Source organism: Bacillus sp. FSL K6-3149 (genome assembly GCF_038630515.1).
Lineage (GTDB): Bacteria > Bacillota > Bacilli > Bacillales > Bacillaceae > Bacillus > Bacillus pumilus.
Window position 1 is genome coordinate 1224787 of sequence record NZ_CP152034.1, and the last position, 17307, is coordinate 1242093.

Below are 17307 nucleotides of genomic sequence, written 5' to 3' on the forward strand. Positions count from 1 at the left end.
TTTGTCTATGGAGGGAAAGGAGTGTCACACGTGAGTACGAAGGATAGAATTATTCAAACGGCCGCACTTCTTTTACGCAAACAGGGGTATCATGCGACAGGATTGAATCAAATCATTAGAGAGAGCGGCACGCCTAAAGGATCTCTTTATTATTATTTTCCAAACGGAAAAGAAGAGCTAGCCATAGCAGCCGTTGAATATATTAGTCAAAAGGTCATCCATCGAATTGAAGAAAGCTTTGCCTATTCGGATGATCCTTATATCGCCATCGACCGCTTTATGACAAACATCATTCAGGGATTTATGGAACAGGAAAATGAAAGAGGCATTCCGATTGTCTTGCTGGCGGCAGAATCCAAGCCAGAACATACGCAGCTTCATACTGCATGTAAACAAGAAATGATCCGCTGGCAAAAGCTTGTGAAAGAAAAGCTCATGAACAGCGGATATGAAGAAAACAAAGCGGATGAGCTGGCTTCTCTCCTTCATTCAATGGTGATTGGGGGTCTATCGATGACCACCGCACTCAAACAAACGACCCCGTTAGAACATGTGAAATGTTACCTTAGACACTTATTTATGCGAGAAGAGTAAAATCTCTCGCATATTGTCTATCTATTATATCAATTGGTCTATATAATAAAGATAGTCAATTAGTCATGAGGAGTGATGGGATGTCGGAGCAACCGCAATCGATCAAGCAATCCGAAGGAACCTCTTTTTATACCGTGTCTGGTTCAGGGAAGCTGTATGGGCTGGAAAATCAGCTTGTTCATGTGCTGGCAGAAGTAAATCAAACGAATCAGCTGTTTGAGCTTGTCTTAATCACAGGTGGGAAAGGAGCTTATTTTCCACTTCACTGTCATGAGCACTTATTTGAAACCATTTTTGTGCTGGAAGGAAAGCTTGAAGTGATCTTGGACGGTAAAAAATATATGGTCACAGCCTTCGATTATATTCATATCCCACCCAAAACGATCCATGGCTACAGAATGCATAGTCACAAAACAAGATTTATTTCATATACGTTGGGCGGACAAATGACAGATGTCTATCAGCAAATTGGGAAAAGGCTTCAGCGGAACGAATGGCCGATGACCGATCATGCTTTCGATGCAGACAGCTTTGAACAAGCTGAAAAAGAAAGCGATCTCATATTGATGCATGGTATCCGGCAGCTGTCAAATACAACTAAGCCCTCCGTTTTATTTCATAGTCAGCTCCCTCAGGCGGTGCAGCCCTACGTATTAGAGGCTGGTGAAGGGAAGCAATACATTATTGATGGTCAGCTTCATGAGCTGATCGCAACAACAGAAACAACTGGAGGCGGGTTCAGTCATTTTGTGATTGAAGGCGCGAAGGGAAAGTATTTTCCTCCGCATTATCATCAAGTACATACAGAAGCACTCTATTGCGTTGAGGGAAAAATGAATCTGCAATTGAACGGAGAAGATATATGCCTGATGCCGGGTGACTTTGCCTATATACCGCCGGATACAATTCACTCTTCTGAACTCGTGTCCCATTCTAATAAATTTTTGCTATTGCTGCTTCCTGGAAAGATTGAGCAGTTGTATGAGCAGTTTGAAGAATCACAAAGCCCGAGTATATGTCCTTATTTTATTCAAGAAGGGAACTTGATGATTGATCGAGAGACTTCCTCTCAATATGATTTGGTCTTTATTGAAAAAGGATAAATAGGTAACGCGTTACACATGATTGTATAAGTGCCTGTCGAACCGATCGACGGGCTTTTTTGTTTTTTAATAATCCTGATCTGATGCATGAACCATCCATTCAAGGTGAAGCTATCTACAGATGATTTTCGCTAAAGGAGGAAATGCATGTGAGAGCTGTTACTTATCAGGGGAAAAATAGCATTGCAGTGAAGAAAGTAGATGCGCCATCTATTCAAGATCGGGAAGATGTGATCATCCGAATTACATCAACAGCAATTTGTGGATCTGATTTACATTTGTATCAGGGGAATTTCCCGCTTCCAATCGGCTATGTGATTGGGCATGAGCCAATGGGGATTGTGGAGGAAGTTGGCCCGGATGTCACGGCAGTAAAAAAGGGAGACCGTGTCGTTATTCCATTTACCGTTGCATGTGGTCAATGCCAATATTGTCATCACCACTTAGAAAGCCAATGCGACAACTCAAACCCGCACTATGATTCGGGTGGACTTTTTGGATATAGTGAGAAATATGGGAACTACCCTGGAGGACAGGCAGAATATTTACGCGTGCCTTTTGGGAACTACACTCCGTTTAAGATCCCAGATGATTGTGAGCTGGAGGATGAACAATTGCTGTTCTTATCGGATGTTCTTCCAACTGCTTATTGGAGCGTGGAGCACGCCGGTGTGAAAAAAGGTGATACGGTCATTGTGTTAGGCTGTGGACCTGTTGGGTTAATGGCACAGCAATTTGCATGGCAAAAAGGGGCAGACCGTGTGATTGCGGTCGATTACATTGATTACCGTCTGCGACATGCAAAACGGATGAGCGGCGTAGAAGTATTTGATTTTACAGAAGATCCCGACATGGGAGAAACGTTAAAGGAGCTGACCAAAGGTGGAGCCGATGTTGTGATCGATTGTGTGGGAATGGACGGGAAGAAGTCGCCGCTTGAAAAAATTGAGCAGAAACTTAAGCTACAAGGTGGAACGATCGGACCGATTCAAATTGCCACAAAAGCCGTCCGTAAATGTGGAACGGTGCAGATGACGGGTGTGTACGGCGGCCTATATAATATGTTCCCATTAGGTGCCTTTTTCGCAAGAAACGTCACCCTGAAAATGGGGCAGGCCCCGGCGAGAGGCTACATGTCAAAGCTCTATCAAAAAGTGACAACCGGTGAAATTGATCCTAAAGCGATCATCACACACCAATTGCCGTTAGATGATGCCGCTCATGCGTATCACATATTTAATGATAAGAAGGATGATTGTATAAAGGTCATCTTAAAGCCATAAAAAAGAAGGCTTAGGAATTCTCCTAAGCCTCAGCGTGTAGACAAACCCTCGCATTCGGTGTCAGGTCTGCGTTCCGGTGCTCACGAATCTAAATTCGCTCCGCTCCGGTACTCGTCCTTCCTAGACTGCAAAGGTTGAAAAGAGGACAAAGGCTTAGGAATGTTCCTAAGCCTTTAATGGCTCGTCCATCATTTTTTCGATTAATTCAAAAAATGTTTTTTTATCTTCTTCTGAAAGGTGGTTGAACAGCTGATTGACAAGCAGCTGGCGGTTGTCGATCATTTGTTTTGCAATTTGTTCACCTGATTCAGAGAGTTCAATCCATACAGTGCGGCGGTCATTATTATTTCGAGAGCGGATAATCATCCCTTCATCTTCTAAGTGATTGAGAGCGGTTGTTGTTGCAGAGGGAGATAATGAAACTTCCTGCAGAATATTTTTCACAGTACATGATTGATGACGATAAATGATGCGTAAAATAAACCCTTTCACATTCGTGACGTTTTTCGGAATGTTCTCTTCATCTATTTGTTTCGTCGCCTTTAAATACTTTGTCAGCGCATGGTCTAATAAACTTGCCTCTAGCTCGAAATGTTGCATTCTCCATACCTCTTTTCCTATTGCATTCGCATTTTCCGATCAATTACTAGGTCTATCTTATCATAATAGTTATCATCATTTAAACCAAAATGGAAGACGGCTATAAAATTACCTATATTATCAATTAATATAAAGAACAATTCCAAATTGAAATGATTTTACTTTCAGCTGGTTTTATTTTAGAATGTGAATGAGATAAAATCTGCCAACCCATTCACTGGAAATTGGCTATTGTAAATCAAACGTTTGGAGATGAAGATATTGAATACATTACAGGCATTACTTAACGACAGAATGGAACGCTCTTCACAAATTGAAGCGGTAACTGGCGGGGGTGTGTCTTATACATTTGAAGAATATGCAAAGCGTATTGACCAGCTCGCTCATTATTTACATCAAAAGGGGATTCGAAAAGGGGACCGTGTTTGCTTTATTTGTCAAAACCATCATCACTTTTCAACAATTATGCTGGCAGCCATTAAAGCAGGTGCAGTCGCAGTTCCGCTTAGCTGGCAGCTTACTTCTTTTGAGCTGGAAGGTATTTTGAAAAAAGCAGAGCCAAAGGCTTTATTTTTTGACCGTGAATTCCGTGACATCATTGCGGCAGTGAATGTGTCTTTAGAAGATTGTCTGATGGTGGAATCCGGTGCCAATGCGAATACAACACAGCTGTTTGAAGACATGTTGGCTTCAAATGATGGAAGTAACCTTGCTGAAGAGGTATCAGAAGAGGATCTAGCGATGATTTTATTCACCTCTGGGACAACGGGAAATCCAAAGGGCTGTATGGTCGGACATGGACGAATCTATCAATTTTTAACAAGACATGGGAATCGAGGATTCGATCTGAAAGGAAAACGGTACTTGGCGAGTCACCCTCTGTATCATATGAGTTCGATTAATCACCTGATCGCAGCTGCAATTGAAGGATATACGCTTGTCTTCTTACATGATGCAACACCGAAGCGCATTTTAGAAACGATTGAGAAAGAAAGAATTACGTTCATGATGGCTTTCCCATCAGCTTACACGTACATGCTAGAAGAAATGAAACGCGGTTCGTACGATCTCTCATCTTTTGAAATTGCGATTTCTGGCGGTACGAAGGTACCGGTACGCTTAATTAAAGATTACAAAGAAGTAGGCATTCAGATGATGCATGGCTATGGAAGTACCGAAGCATGGGTTGTGAGTGCGTGGCATCCAGCGATGGGCGAGGATAAAATGGGCTCTGCAGGTAAAGTGGATCCGGATGTAGAAGTGAAAATCATGCACCCTGAGACAGAGGAGACATTGCCAGATGGAGAAATTGGCGAAGTCGTTATGAGAAGCCCATTCTATTTTCTAGGCTACTATCATCAGCCTGACGCTACAGAGAAGGTGCTGAAAGATGGCTGGTTCCATATGGGAGATGCAGGCTATCTAGATGAAGACGGTTTTCTTTTCATCACAGGGAGATACAAAGATGTGATTCTGTACGGTGGGGATAATATCTACCCTGACCAAGTAGAAGAGGTCATTGATCAAATTCCAGGTGTGATTGAATCAGCTGTCATTGGGGTGCCAGACGAATTATATGGTGAAGTGCCAAGTGCGTATATCGTAAAAGACGATTCTGTCGATTTTTGCGAAGAAGATGTGGTGAACTATTGCCAGGAACGTTTGGCAGATTACAAAGTGCCCTCCATTCATTTCACACAGGAGCTGCCAAAAAACAAGCTTGGTAAAATCATGAAGAAAGATTTACGTGAATTGGTTGTGAATGCGTAGTACCTATTCTGCTATAATGAAATTTGAATGATTTTTTGTTTTTCTAACGTTTTGGAGGGAAAGGGTTTGCGACATATTCTACGTAAGAAACACATTCACGATTTGTTAGAACAGAGCAGGCAGCAAAAGGTAAAGAAAACGCTAGGCGGGCTCGATCTCACGCTCCTTGGTATAGGGGCAGTGATCGGCACGGGGGTCATGGTGTTAACCGGAATTACAGCGGCTAAGGATGCAGGGCCGGCTGTCATTTTTTCCTTTGCCATCGCAGCGATTGTGTGCAGTTTGGCAGCACTTTGCTATGCAGAAATGGCTTCAGCACTGCCTGTATTCGGCAGTGCGTACATTTATTCATATACAACGATGGGTGAGCTTGTCGGGCATCTAATGGGATGGACGTTATTGTCCGTTTATATGCTGACTGCTTCAGCTGTCGCCAGTGGCTGGTCGAGCTATTTCAACAGCTTGCTTGAGGGGTTTGGAATTTCGATTCCCCATCAATTTTTAGCGGGACCTGAACAAGGCGGATATATGAATCTGCCAGCCATTATCATTGCCTTACTGATTGCGTGGATCTTATCTAGAGGAACGAAGGAAAGTAAAAAATTCAATAATATCATGGTGTTTGTGAAACTCGGTATTATTGTTCTTTTCATTGTAGTAGGCGGGTTTTATGTACAGCCATCCAATTGGCAGCCGTTCATGCCGTTTGGTGCAGAAGGCGTCATTGCTGGTGCTGCTGCTGTGTTTTTTGCCTTCTTAGGGTTTGATGCGATTTCTGCTTCTGCAGAAGAGGTGAAAAATCCGCAGCGGAACCTGCCAATTGGCATTATTGGCTCATTACTCATTTGCACGATCATTTACATTGTCGTTTGTTTGATTATGACAGGTATGGTGCACTATACAAAACTGAATGTCACAGAGGCGATGTCCTATGTCTTGCAAAGTGTACATCAAAATAGTGTAGCCGGTATTATTTCTGTCGGTGCGGTCATTGGATTGATGGCTGTGATTTTCGCCAATAATTATGCAGCAACTCGAATTGCCTATGCGATGGGACGAGATGGTCTTTTGCCGAAAGTGTTTTCGAAAACAAACAAAAGCGATACGCCTGTTGCAAGCATATGGATGATTGGCGGCATGACAGCTGTTATTTCAGGGTTTATTGATTTAAAGGACTTGTCCAATTTAGCGAATATCGGTGCTTTATTGACGTTTGCAATGGTGAGTTTATCTGTCCTCATTTTGAGAAAGACACATCAGCAGCTTGAGAGGGGATTCCGGGTTCCATTTGTGCCGGTCTTGCCGATTATTTCAATGGGCTGCTGCTTGTTCCTTATGTTCAACTTACCAGGCCGGACGTGGCTTTACTTTGGTGTTTGGCTGTTAATCGGTGTTGTCATGTACGCAGCGTATTCAAACAAACATAGTGAATTAGCGAAATCTTCATGAGAAAAAGGTGCAAATCCGTTGACGATTTGTGCCTTTTTTCATACGATTTGGGATAAGCTATAAAAGAGAAGATGGACGGAACAAGAGGAGGATGAGGGGTATGATTAGTGTTAGTCCTTATATTGTGGTAGACGATGTGAAGGAATCTCTTCAATATTATCAAGGGATTTTTGGCGGTGATATTCATATTTTAAATGAACATCAAGACCGTGTGCTGCATGCAGAACTGCACCTTGGAGAATCGCTGCTTCACTTTTCAGATACGTTTGACCGCACACCAAAGCCCGAGAATCTCAGATTGATTATGCAGTTTGACAATGAAGAAGAACTAAAGGCTGTATATGAAGCGCTAGAAGCTGATGGAGATGTACTGGTCGAATTACAGGATACGTTCTTTGGCGCCCTTCACGGGCAAGTACAGGACCGCAAAAATGGGTTGATCTGGGTGCTGAATTATATGAAATAAACCAAGACCTTCACCTTCGTGAAGGTTTTTTTGGGAGTGCTTTTATTTTCTGAAAAATGGGAAATATGCTATGTTGGAAGAATAAAGAACAAGGAGAAAGGTGGCAAAGGGATGGAGCAAATTGAATTTCAATCAATCCAAACAAATGGTGTAACACTTCACACAGCAATGGCTGGACCTGAGGATGGCCCGCTGCTTATACTGCTACATGGATTTCCTGAGTTCTGGTACGGCTGGAAGAATCAAATTATGCCCCTAGCCGAGGCAGGTTATCGTGTCGTCGTTCCTGATCAAAGGGGCTACCATCTAAGTGATAAGCCAGAAGGAATTGAATCCTATGTATTAGATCAACTGAGAGATGATATCGTAGGGCTGATTAAGACGCTTAGTCCGAATCAAAAGGCGATTGTGGGTGGTCATGATTGGGGCGGAGCAGTTGCTTGGCATTTGGCATCCACACGTTCTCAATATGTAGAGAAACTAATCATTGTCAACATGCCGCATCCGCGGGTGATGATGAAGGTTCTTCCATTTTATCCTCCGCAGTGGAAGAAGAGCTCCTATATCGCATTCTTTCAGCTTCCGAATGTGCCAGAGGCAGCTCTTCAGGAAAATCACTTTCAAAAGCTGGATGAAGCCATTGGGCTGACTGCAAGACCCCATTTGTTCACGAAGGAAGATGTATCAAGCTATAAGCTGGCTTGGACGCAGCCAGGTGCCATGACCTCAATGCTGAATTGGTACCGCGCCATCAAAAAGGGCGGCTTTGAAAAGCCGATATCAAAGCGCATTTTAGTACCTGTTCGCATGATCTGGGGGATGGAGGACAAGTTTTTAAGCAGAAAGCTGGCGAAGGAAACGATGAAGATTTGCCCAAATGGACAACTAATTTTTGTTGATGATGCTTCTCATTGGATCAATCATGAAAAACCAGAAGTGGTGAACAAACTCATACTCGAATTTTTGAACTAAAGAAAGAAGCTCTGATCAGAGGGGGAAACTCACTCTTGTCCCCATAGAAAAAACACCTCCATGTTTTTTCGGATCACAACGATCCGTTTTCAAACTTGAAGGTGTTTTTTATTTGTCTCATCTTATGGGGTCAGTCCCAAGAGGACCAGAGCTTTTTTGATTTAACCGATTCGATTCTTTTTCAACGAAGCAGGTTCGTCGTCCCAGCATTCAATTTTCTCATTGTTTGGAACGACATTTTTATAGAAGACAGGATCCTTGCCTTCTTTTTTCTGTCTCGTATAATCCTTCAATGCTGCAAAGGCGACCTTAGACAGCATGGTGATGGCGATGAGGTTGACGATGACCATGAGTCCCATGAAGAGATCGGCTAGACCCCACACGAGAGGAACAGTAGCAACTGCACCGAAAAGAACCATTCCAATAACGGCAATTCGATAAATGTTAAGCCAAACTTTGTTGGCTCCAAGGAATTCAATGTTCGTTTCGCCGTAGTAATAGTTACCGATTAATGTACTAAAGGCGAATAGGAAAATCATGATAGCAAGGAATCCAGAGGCCCATGGTCCAATGTGCTGACTGAGTGAAGCCTGTGTTAATTCAATTCCTTGCAGGTTCGTTGTTTTGTATGCATCAGAGAACAGGACAAGGAAGGCTGTGCTTGTACAAATAATTAATGTATCTGTTAACACGCCAAACGCCTGAATTAATCCTTGTTTTACAGGGTGACTTGTCACAGCTGTTGCTGCTGCGTTAGGTGCACTACCCATACCAGCCTCATTCGAGAAAAGACCGCGTTTAATCCCTTGTAATAATGCGCCGCCTAATGTTCCACCAGCAAACTGTTCAAACCCGAAGGCGTGTTTCACAATCGTACTGATGACACCAGGAAGTTCAGTGATATTTGTCACAATAACAAAGAATGCAATTCCGATATAGGCTAGAGCCAGCACAACGACAATGTATTCAGAAGCTTTTGCAATGGCTTGGATTCCCTTGAAAATAATTGCTGCAAAAATAACAGCCATCACAATACCGACTGTTAAACGGTCTAATCCAAAGGAGTTTTCAAAAGCGACAGTAATTGTATTTGATTGCACCGCATTAAAGACGATTCCAAAAGAAATTGTAATCAGAATCGCAAATAAAATTCCCATCCAGCGCTTGTTTAACCCTTTTTCCATGTAATAAGCAGGTCCACCGCGGAATCCTGTTTTATCTTTCACTTTATACACTTGGGCTAATGTACTTTCAACAAAGCTTGAGGCAGAACCGATAATGGCTACGATCCACATCCAGAAGATTGCGCCAGGTCCACCAATTGCAATGGCGATGGCAATCCCTGTAATATTCCCTGTTCCTACACGTGCCGCCATACTGATGGCAAATGCTTGGAACGGTGATATCCCTTCTTTTTCTTTTCTTCCTTCTTTCAGGACACGCACCATTTCTTTAATCATTCTCACTTGCAGGAAGCGTGTTCTATATGTGAAGTAGACACCAACTCCAAGTAACAGAGCAATGACAATATAAGTCCAAATAAAATCATTTGTATGTGTTAAATAAGATAGCAAAGCTTTTTCGTTCATAACATCACCTCTTCGAATTCATGACTGTTCATTTTAAAAAATACTGAGATCCCACTCTTTTGCGAGCTTTTTCAGCATCATGACACCGGTAATGCTATTACCACAATCATCAATGGCGGGACCATAAATACCGATTCCACAGCCTGTCTGAAACGGGAATTCTCTTCTTGCGCTTGGCGGAACGCAAGCCATAATTCCTCCAGACACACCACTTTTGGCTGGTACGCCTACGAAAGCAGCAAAATTACCAGACGCATTATACATGCCGCATGTCAGCATCAATGCCTTTGTTAGTCTTGCGATATCCTTTGGAATGACTTGGACCTGTTTAAAGGGATGATAGCCATCACTTGATATAATCAGCCCAATCAAGGCGATGTCCTCTGTTGTAACCTCGATGGAACATTGCTTTAAGTACACTTCTAATGTGTCCTCGACATCTGATTCTAAGTAATTGGTTTCTTTTAAGTAATAAGCAAGAGCACGGTTGCGGTGCGCAGTTGCCCATTCTGATTGATAAACCTCTTCATTAACAGAGGGACGCTTACCTATTAAGTTTTCGATTAAATCGAAAATATATGCTAGCTTTTCTGTAGAAGTCTTTCCGGGAAGGATGGAGGATACGGTAATAGCTCCAGCATTAATCATTGGATTAAAGGGCTTCCCTGGTTTATGCATCTCAAGACGGTAGATGGAATTAAATGCATCACCAGTTGGCTCTACATCTACCCGATCCAAGACGTATGGTACGCCTCTTCCTAAACAGGCAGCTATAAAGCTGATGACTTTTGAGATACTTTGCAGGGTAAAGGGAACGTCCCAATCACCATATCGTACAGATGATCCATCTGGGCCTATCACGCTGATACCAAGTTGAGAGGAATTCACTTTTCCGAGTGCTGGAATGTAGCCAGCATTCTGTCCATTTTTGTAATACGGACGTATTTCTTCTGCCCATTGATCAACAGAAGACTGGCATGCGTGTTGTGTATTATTAGAAATTGCTGTTTTCATACGATTCCTCCAATCAAAAATCAAAAAGTACCCTATTGAATTGGCGGATGACAAAAAATGCGATCAAATAGGCACGAAAACATGTTACACATCTTCAAAGAACTTGTCATGCGCTGCTTGTACCACTCCTTTACACCTAAATATATGTTGAAATGAAGGCTTTGGCGGCGAAAAAACAAAAAGGGTTTTTAGTGAAAATTCAGAAAACGCTTACATATAGTTTCACTAAAATTGTTCATTCAATTTATCTTGGAAACTACACAATCTGACGAAAATCTACAGAAAAACTTACAAATAAAAATCGGTTTGTCGATCATTGTCTAAACAATTCCCATTATTGTAGACAATCACCAAAATGCTGAATAGCTGAAAGGTCACCATGGCGCCTCGGTGAATAGTCATAAAAAAGGATTTTGAGGAAAGAAGGAGCCGTGAAAATTATTTTTTTGTACGTTGTGAAGAAAAGAGTCTCCTTGTATACTGTGGCTATGCAAAAAGGGGAAGGGATGTCAGTCATTTGAGTTTAAACCAGCTTGTTAAAAAAGACGCATTCATATTAATTTTTATGGTGGTTATTGTGCCGCTTGCAGGAGAACTGAAGTTTTATCCTGTGAATGAAACGTTCCGGATCAGCTTTGGGGCACCTGCGTTTTTCTTTTGTTTATTACTCTTAAGGAAATCTAGACCGTTCTTGCCCGGGTTTTTAACAGGCGCAGCCATTGTGCTTTTTCGAGTAGGTTTAGATCTGATGCAGCATCATGCTGATCTCGCTGCATCATTTTATCAGCAATTCCCAAGTTTCTTTTTCTATTTTACATATGCATTCCTGTTCTTTGCCGTCCGTACGGGACGTTTTAAACAGCGTTCTATTTTTATTGGGATCATTGGTCTCATGATTGAATTAGTGGCTGATTTTGTTGAGCTGTTTGTACAATTTTTAGTGTTTGATACGACGATGACGCTATCAAAGCTGAGTGATATGTTTCTCATTGCGTTTGCTCACAGCTTTGTCGTAATCAGCTTTTTTAATATGATGAAGCTGTATGAGGCACAATCAAGAGAGAAGCAGATCATGAAACAAAATGAGCATATGATGATGGTCATTTCAAATTTATATGAAGAAACGGTTCATTTAAAGAAAACGTTAAAACATACAGAGCATATTACGCAAGAATCATACAGGCTTTATCGTCTCTTGCATGAACACGAAGCAGGGAAGAAAGTGAGTCAGGAGCTGTTGAAGCTCGCAGGAGAAATCCATGAGGTGAAAAAGGACAATCAACGTATTTATGCTGGGCTTTCGAAGCTGATTTCTAAGGAAAATATGCAAGACTATATGAAGGCGGAAGAGCTCGTTCAAATTGTCCTTCGCATTCAAGAAAAGTATGCGCTCTCTCTAGGGAAAAACATCTCCTTTACATCTGATATAAGAGGCATTCATTTGCATGATTATCATGTGTTCATTTTCTTATCGCTCATTAATAATTTAATGGCAAATGCGGTTGAAGCCATAAAGGATGACGGAATGATCTCACTCGTATTGAAAGGAAGTCATGATAAAATAGAGATTCGGATTGAAGATGATGGCCCGGGGATTCCTGAAAAAATGAGAGAAATAGTATTTGATCCAGGCTATACTTCTAAATTTGATGCATATGGAACACCATCAACTGGGATTGGCTTATCCTATGTGAAAGAGCTGGTTAAAGAGCTTGGCGGTACAATTAAAATCGAACAAAGAGAAACAAAGGGAACAGCTTTTCAGCTACTCCTTCCTATACAAAATTTAATACAGAGAGGGTGAGTGTATGCGATTTTTCATTGCAGATGATGATCGTGCAATACGCTCGATTTTAGGTCAAATCATAGAAGATGAAGATTTGGGAGAGGTCGTGGATGAAGCCGATGACGGAGTGGGATTAGAAGCACATTCATTGAACCTAAAAAAAATAGACATCCTTCTGATAGACCTTTTAATGCCTGCTAGAGATGGCATTCAAACGATTCGTCATATTCACCCTGAATTCAAAGGTAAAATCATGATGATTTCCCAAGTAGAGGCGAAAGAGATGATGGCAGAAGCCTATGAATTAGGGATCGAATATTATATTCATAAACCTGTCAATCGAATTGAGATCGTCAGTGTGATTCGAAAAGTCATAGAGCGGATCAAACTCGAGAAATCGATTTACGATATTCAAGCTTCCCTTCGCCATGTGCTGCCACTAGAGCCTGTGATTTCTCATGATACAACGGGCAATGGGTTGAAGAAAAGGACGATGAAAGAGGCGGGGGAATTTCTCTTATCCGAACTAGGAATTGTCGGAGAGAGTGGTTCTAAGGATTTACTTGAGATCCTGATCTACTTACATGAAACACAGTCAGCCAATTCTCATGAGGTCAATTTCCCGCCGCTAAAGCAGCTCTTTATCAAAACAGCGGAGAGGAAGCTGGATCATGGGGCGACCGATGTAGAAGTGATGAGGGAAGTGAAAGCGGCAGAGCAGCGGATTAGACGCGCTATTCATCATTCCTTGAATCATTTTGCTTCACTAGGATTAACAGATTTCTCGAATCCTAAGTTTGAGCACTATGCGTCGAAGTTTTTTGACTTTACCGATGTCAGCCAAAGAATGAAAGAAATGCAGAAAACCTCTTCATCCGCAGGATCAACTGGCAGAGTCAATACGAAGAAGTTTGTTCAAATCTTTTATTTTGAAGCAAAACAGTTATTTGAGGGAATGAGCTGAAGAAAATCTATTGGAATGATTGGAGAAAATAAACAGAAAAAGACCGCTATTCCTATGATCTGTCGTGATCTTCAAGTGTCTTTATTATTTAACTGATCATTCTGATTTTTCTTTTTTCTTGAAAATAAAACTCTCTTGTGCAATCGTTTGTTAAAATAGTGAGGTTAGACTAGAATGTCGGAGGTTTTATTTTGGGAAAAATTAAACGAAATGCGCTCTGCCCTTGCGGAAGCGGAAAAAAATATAAACATTGCTGTGGTCAAAAGTCAGGCGGAGAACAAACGTCTGAGCTTGTGTTTAAGGAAGCTGTACAAGTTCAAAAGGATTTAATGAATTACGCATTCTCTAAACATCAGAAAGCCATCAATCAATTCATTAATGAGTTTTCTTTTCTTGCAGATATGGATAAAGAAACGCAACAAATCTCAGTCTTTCATTTGAGTGTATGGGGCATCTTCTTCCGTCCATTAACGGATCAGAAAGAAACCATCTTCCAAGAATTCCTGACAAAGAAAGCGGAGGATATTACCCGTCCGAAAACAAAACAAGTGGTTCAATCATGGACAGACATGGAGCCATCATTGCTTTTATTAAATGAAAAAACGGACGAGTCTCTTTACTTTGAGAATATGGTGACAGCTGAAAAGGTTGAAGTAGATGTAAAACCGGATCAAACAGTGCTGCCTGAAAAGGGAAGTCTCGTGCTTGGATTCCCTGTTCAATTTGAAGAAAAAGCAGAGTTTTTCATTCAATATACGATGTTTGCGAAAGAGTTTACAGATACGCTTCTTCTTCAAGTACGTCAGCTTGTTGAAGCATATGAGGCAAATGGAGGAACGCGCAGCACATTTATGAGAGAATCATTCCCTGACGTGTTGAAGTGCATGTTTGCAAAGCAAGAAGTAGAAGAATCAGAAACATCTGCTGAAACAGAAGGCGATACAGGTCTAACAGCAGATCGAATGGACTGGGCAAATGACGTTCAACTGGAAACAGCTAAGCTGATTGAAGACGGAATGAAGGAACACGGGGACCAAAGCTTGACTGATGGCGCGTTAACTGTGTGGAAAGCCTATTGTGATCAGAAATCACCTGTGATCCGTAAAGCAGCATCATTTGCTGCGGGAATCGAATATTACATTCATTCACTTGCAAGCGATGCCCCGCTTTCTCAAGCACAAATAGCGAAAAAGTATGGCATTAGTGCGTCTACTGTATCGAGCCGTTTTAAAGATATTGAAAAAGCGGTGAAAGAAGAACAAGAGGCGACGGTATAGCATAAGAAAAGACGCGGCACCTTCATTGGGCCAGCGTCTTTTTTTAGTTCAAGATTATCTTGTTTTAATAAAACCGCTCATGTACTGTGATGTATTATAATCGTTAAGGTCAATTTTCCACTGACCATCCCCATTACGTTTCATTTTCACTTCGTATTCAGCCGGGCTGGAGACTGGGGGAAGCTTTTCGAATTCAGATGCGTACAAGTTTAAGCTTTTCTTATACAATTCTTCTTTAGAGCGGATCTTGCCGTTGTAAAACTCATCTCTTTGCTTGTCTAGCTTGTCTTTTAAGTTAGAGGCATCAATACCTGTTACTTGAGCGACAACCTTCGCCTCGTCATTAGAGATGGTTTTTACACTTGTTTCTACTTTGGTTTTATCCTTCATGGTGTCTTGAATCCGTTTGTACATCGACAGAATATCACGGTCACTTACTTCATTGCCGTACATGCCGGCAGTTCTTTTGAAGTCTTTTACGAACATATCGTGGTATTTATTCACGACGTCGGATTGGTTGTCACCTGTTAAATCTGCAAATTGATCGTTCTTTTTGTCAAATACAATGATATCCGTATAAGCGGATAGCGCTTTTGCAGGGTTATCCAGCTTTTTCGCTGTATCCAATATTTTGTTTCCATCTAGGTTGATTTCAATCGAATCACTGTTTTTCTTGATGCTGTCTTGGTACACGAACTGATATTTTTTCCCTTTGTCTACTAGGAAATAAAGAGCACCTGTTTGAGATTTTCCTTTGTTCAATGAACCGAGGTCAAGACGGTCTTTACTGCCGTAAAATTTTAAATCAGATACTTTGGCATCGTCCTGATAAAGGGAGAAGTCAGAGCTATATAATGATAGAGCTTTGTCACCTTTGTTTGTAATCGTCAGGTTGACTTTTAGCACCAATTCATTGTCTCTTAGCGTAGTTGTTGAGTCTTCTGGTAACGTATATTCGTAGCTATCGACTTTTACCTCTGCTGTTTTTGTTGATTTTTGATCAGCGTTACTTGATTTTGCTGAGCTCTGGCAAGCTGCAGAGATGATCATCACGAACGAAATCATGAGGAGTGCACTTATTTTTTTAAGATTCACAGTTGATGCTCCTTTGCTTTTCTTTCGTCATTTCATTCCCGCTATCTGACTATGAAAAAAGAAACAGATAGGATGGTATATTCGGGTGTTACAGGGGAAAATCTCCTTATGACGATTTGCACTTTTCATTCTATCGAAATTCAATCATGATGAGGAATAGGTTTTAGTCCCTATCTTTGAAAGGAATTTACACAAAAGCCAATAATAAAAGGAAATGCGTAAGTCTAATATACCGGTTAATAAGAATTAATTTGTAGATTTATTATCGGTTTTAAATGTTTTTTACGTAAAAATCTTGAAGTGAGGGTGTTGGTGCTTCAGAGAGCAGGATACTTGAATGTTGGAAAGGATTCATGGGAAAATAAGGATGATTAAGCAGATAAGGGAGATGAGCTTTTGAAAAAGGTAACGCTTGGACGAACTAATTTACAGGTGAATCCGATAGGGCTTGGTACGAATGCGGTAGGTGGACATAATTTGTTCCCGAACCTGAGTGAAGATGCCGGACGAGAGCTTGTGGAGACAGCTCTTGATCAAGGTGTCAATTTCTTAGATTCTGCTTTTATTTATGGGCTGGGCCGTTCAGAGGAATTGATCGGTGAGATTATTGCCAAAAGAGGCGGTAGAGAAAACCTTGTCCTTGCGACAAAGGGGGCTCATAAAGAAGTAAACGGACAAATTGAATTGGATAACAGCCGGGACTTTTTAAGAGAGCAGGTCGAACATAGCCTGAAACGACTGCAAACAGATTATATTGATTTATACTATATGCATTTCCCGGACGGCCGGACGCCGCTGGAAGAAGTAGCAGGCACATTAAAGGAATTGAAGGATGAAGGGAAAATCAGGGCCATTGGTGCATCTAACCTTGATTTTGAACAGCTTCAAGCCTTTAATCGAGATGGCTACTTAGATGTGCTTCAGTCAGAGTATTCTTTGCTGAAACGTGAGGCAGAGCAGGATCTTCTCCCATACTGCGTCGAGCATCGTATTTCCTTTATTCCGTATTTCCCGTTGGCGTCAGGTTTGTTGACTGGTAAATTTACGAAGGATGCGACATTTGATGATATTCGAGCAAAAGATCCGCTTTTCCAAGGCGAGGCGTTCCTTCAAAACCTCGAAAAAGTAGACAAGCTGAAGGCAATTGCACAATCAAAGAACGCCGAAACGGCACACGTTGCACTCGCTTGGCTTTTAGCACAGGACGGCATCGACGCCATTATTCCAGGTGCAAAACGAGCTGAGCAAGTTCAGCAAAACCTAAAAACAAACGAAGTTCAATTAACAAAAGAGGAAATCAATCAAATTGACCACATTTTCTCTTAATCAAAAAAGGTGCTTAGCT

Annotated in this window: 15 protein-coding genes; 11 read left to right on the plus strand and 4 right to left on the minus strand. The window is 41.5% G+C overall.

The window, feature by feature from the left end; translation table 11 throughout:
* The first annotated feature begins 30 nt into the window (after positions 1-30).
* The 3 genes from MHB83_RS06465 (at position 31) to MHB83_RS06475 (ending at position 2980) form a co-directional block, all read left to right on the plus strand.
* Positions 31-594: a TetR/AcrR family transcriptional regulator gene (locus MHB83_RS06465; RefSeq protein ID WP_342496737.1), complete on the plus strand. Its 564-nt coding sequence runs from the start codon at positions 31-33 to the stop codon at positions 592-594.
* An 80-nt stretch (positions 595-674) separates the two neighbouring features.
* Positions 675-1697 (plus strand): quercetin 2,3-dioxygenase, encoded by a 1023-nt coding sequence (locus MHB83_RS06470; protein ID WP_310427407.1) that lies wholly within the window; start codon positions 675-677, stop codon positions 1695-1697.
* A 149-nt stretch (positions 1698-1846) separates the two neighbouring features.
* Complete coding sequence (locus tag MHB83_RS06475) at positions 1847-2980, plus strand: zinc-dependent alcohol dehydrogenase (protein WP_050943334.1); 1134 nt, start codon at positions 1847-1849, stop codon at positions 2978-2980.
* A gap of 165 nt (positions 2981-3145) precedes the next feature.
* Here the strand turns inward: MHB83_RS06475 and MHB83_RS06480 are convergent, their stop codons facing one another.
* Positions 3146-3580: a MarR family transcriptional regulator gene (locus MHB83_RS06480; RefSeq protein ID WP_050943332.1), complete on the minus strand. Its 435-nt coding sequence runs from the start codon at positions 3578-3580 to the stop codon at positions 3146-3148.
* 261 nt (positions 3581-3841) lie between these two features.
* On the opposite strand from MHB83_RS06480, the gene MHB83_RS06485 reads away from it, so the two are divergent.
* From MHB83_RS06485 to MHB83_RS06500, 4 genes are all read left to right on the plus strand, one after another.
* A complete protein-coding gene (locus MHB83_RS06485; RefSeq protein WP_342496738.1) occupies positions 3842-5350 on the plus strand; it encodes an AMP-binding protein in 1509 nt (502 codons plus the stop codon).
* A gap of 66 nt (positions 5351-5416) precedes the next feature.
* On the plus strand, positions 5417-6799 hold the full coding sequence (locus MHB83_RS06490; protein WP_137055199.1) for an amino acid permease: 1383 nt from the start codon (positions 5417-5419) through the stop codon (positions 6797-6799).
* 100 nt (positions 6800-6899) lie between these two features.
* Positions 6900-7265: a VOC family protein gene (locus MHB83_RS06495; RefSeq protein ID WP_003217104.1), complete on the plus strand. Its 366-nt coding sequence runs from the start codon at positions 6900-6902 to the stop codon at positions 7263-7265.
* Positions 7266-7376: 111 nt separating this feature from the next.
* A complete protein-coding gene (locus MHB83_RS06500) occupies positions 7377-8237 on the plus strand; it encodes an alpha/beta hydrolase (RefSeq protein ID WP_106029660.1) in 861 nt (286 codons plus the stop codon).
* A gap of 161 nt (positions 8238-8398) precedes the next feature.
* Here MHB83_RS06500 and MHB83_RS06505 read toward each other — a convergent pair whose 3' ends face one another.
* Together MHB83_RS06505 and MHB83_RS06510 are read right to left on the minus strand one after the other, a co-directional pair.
* Complete coding sequence (locus MHB83_RS06505) at positions 8399-9826, minus strand: alanine/glycine:cation symporter family protein (RefSeq protein ID WP_003216901.1); 1428 nt, start codon at positions 9824-9826, stop codon at positions 8399-8401.
* 33 nt (positions 9827-9859) lie between these two features.
* The gene (locus MHB83_RS06510; RefSeq protein ID WP_008342152.1) at positions 9860-10840 is read right to left on the minus strand and encodes a glutaminase; all 981 of its coding nucleotides are present in this window, start codon (positions 10838-10840) and stop codon (positions 9860-9862) included.
* A gap of 517 nt (positions 10841-11357) precedes the next feature.
* Between MHB83_RS06510 and MHB83_RS06515 the strand changes: the two genes are divergently transcribed.
* The 3 genes from MHB83_RS06515 to MHB83_RS06525 all read left to right on the plus strand — a co-directional run bounded on the left by MHB83_RS06515 (position 11358) and on the right by MHB83_RS06525 (position 14867).
* Positions 11358-12644, plus strand: coding sequence for a sensor histidine kinase (locus MHB83_RS06515; protein ID WP_050943328.1), 1287 nt, complete (start codon positions 11358-11360; stop codon positions 12642-12644).
* Between the two features lie 4 nt (positions 12645-12648).
* A complete protein-coding gene (locus MHB83_RS06520; protein WP_137055203.1) occupies positions 12649-13590 on the plus strand; it encodes a response regulator in 942 nt (313 codons plus the stop codon).
* 191 nt (positions 13591-13781) lie between these two features.
* Positions 13782-14867 (plus strand): SEC-C metal-binding domain-containing protein, encoded by a 1086-nt coding sequence (locus MHB83_RS06525; RefSeq protein ID WP_335355822.1) that lies wholly within the window; start codon positions 13782-13784, stop codon positions 14865-14867.
* Between the two features lie 54 nt (positions 14868-14921).
* On the opposite strand, the gene MHB83_RS06530 is transcribed toward MHB83_RS06525, so the two are convergent.
* Entirely contained in the window at positions 14922-15962 is a 1041-nt protein-coding gene (locus MHB83_RS06530; RefSeq protein WP_058015225.1) for a DUF4352 domain-containing protein, read from the minus strand.
* A gap of 396 nt (positions 15963-16358) precedes the next feature.
* On the opposite strand from MHB83_RS06530, the gene MHB83_RS06535 reads away from it, so the two are divergent.
* Complete coding sequence (locus tag MHB83_RS06535) at positions 16359-17288, plus strand: aldo/keto reductase (RefSeq protein ID WP_044139230.1); 930 nt, start codon at positions 16359-16361, stop codon at positions 17286-17288.
* Positions 17289-17307 lie beyond the last annotated feature (19 nt).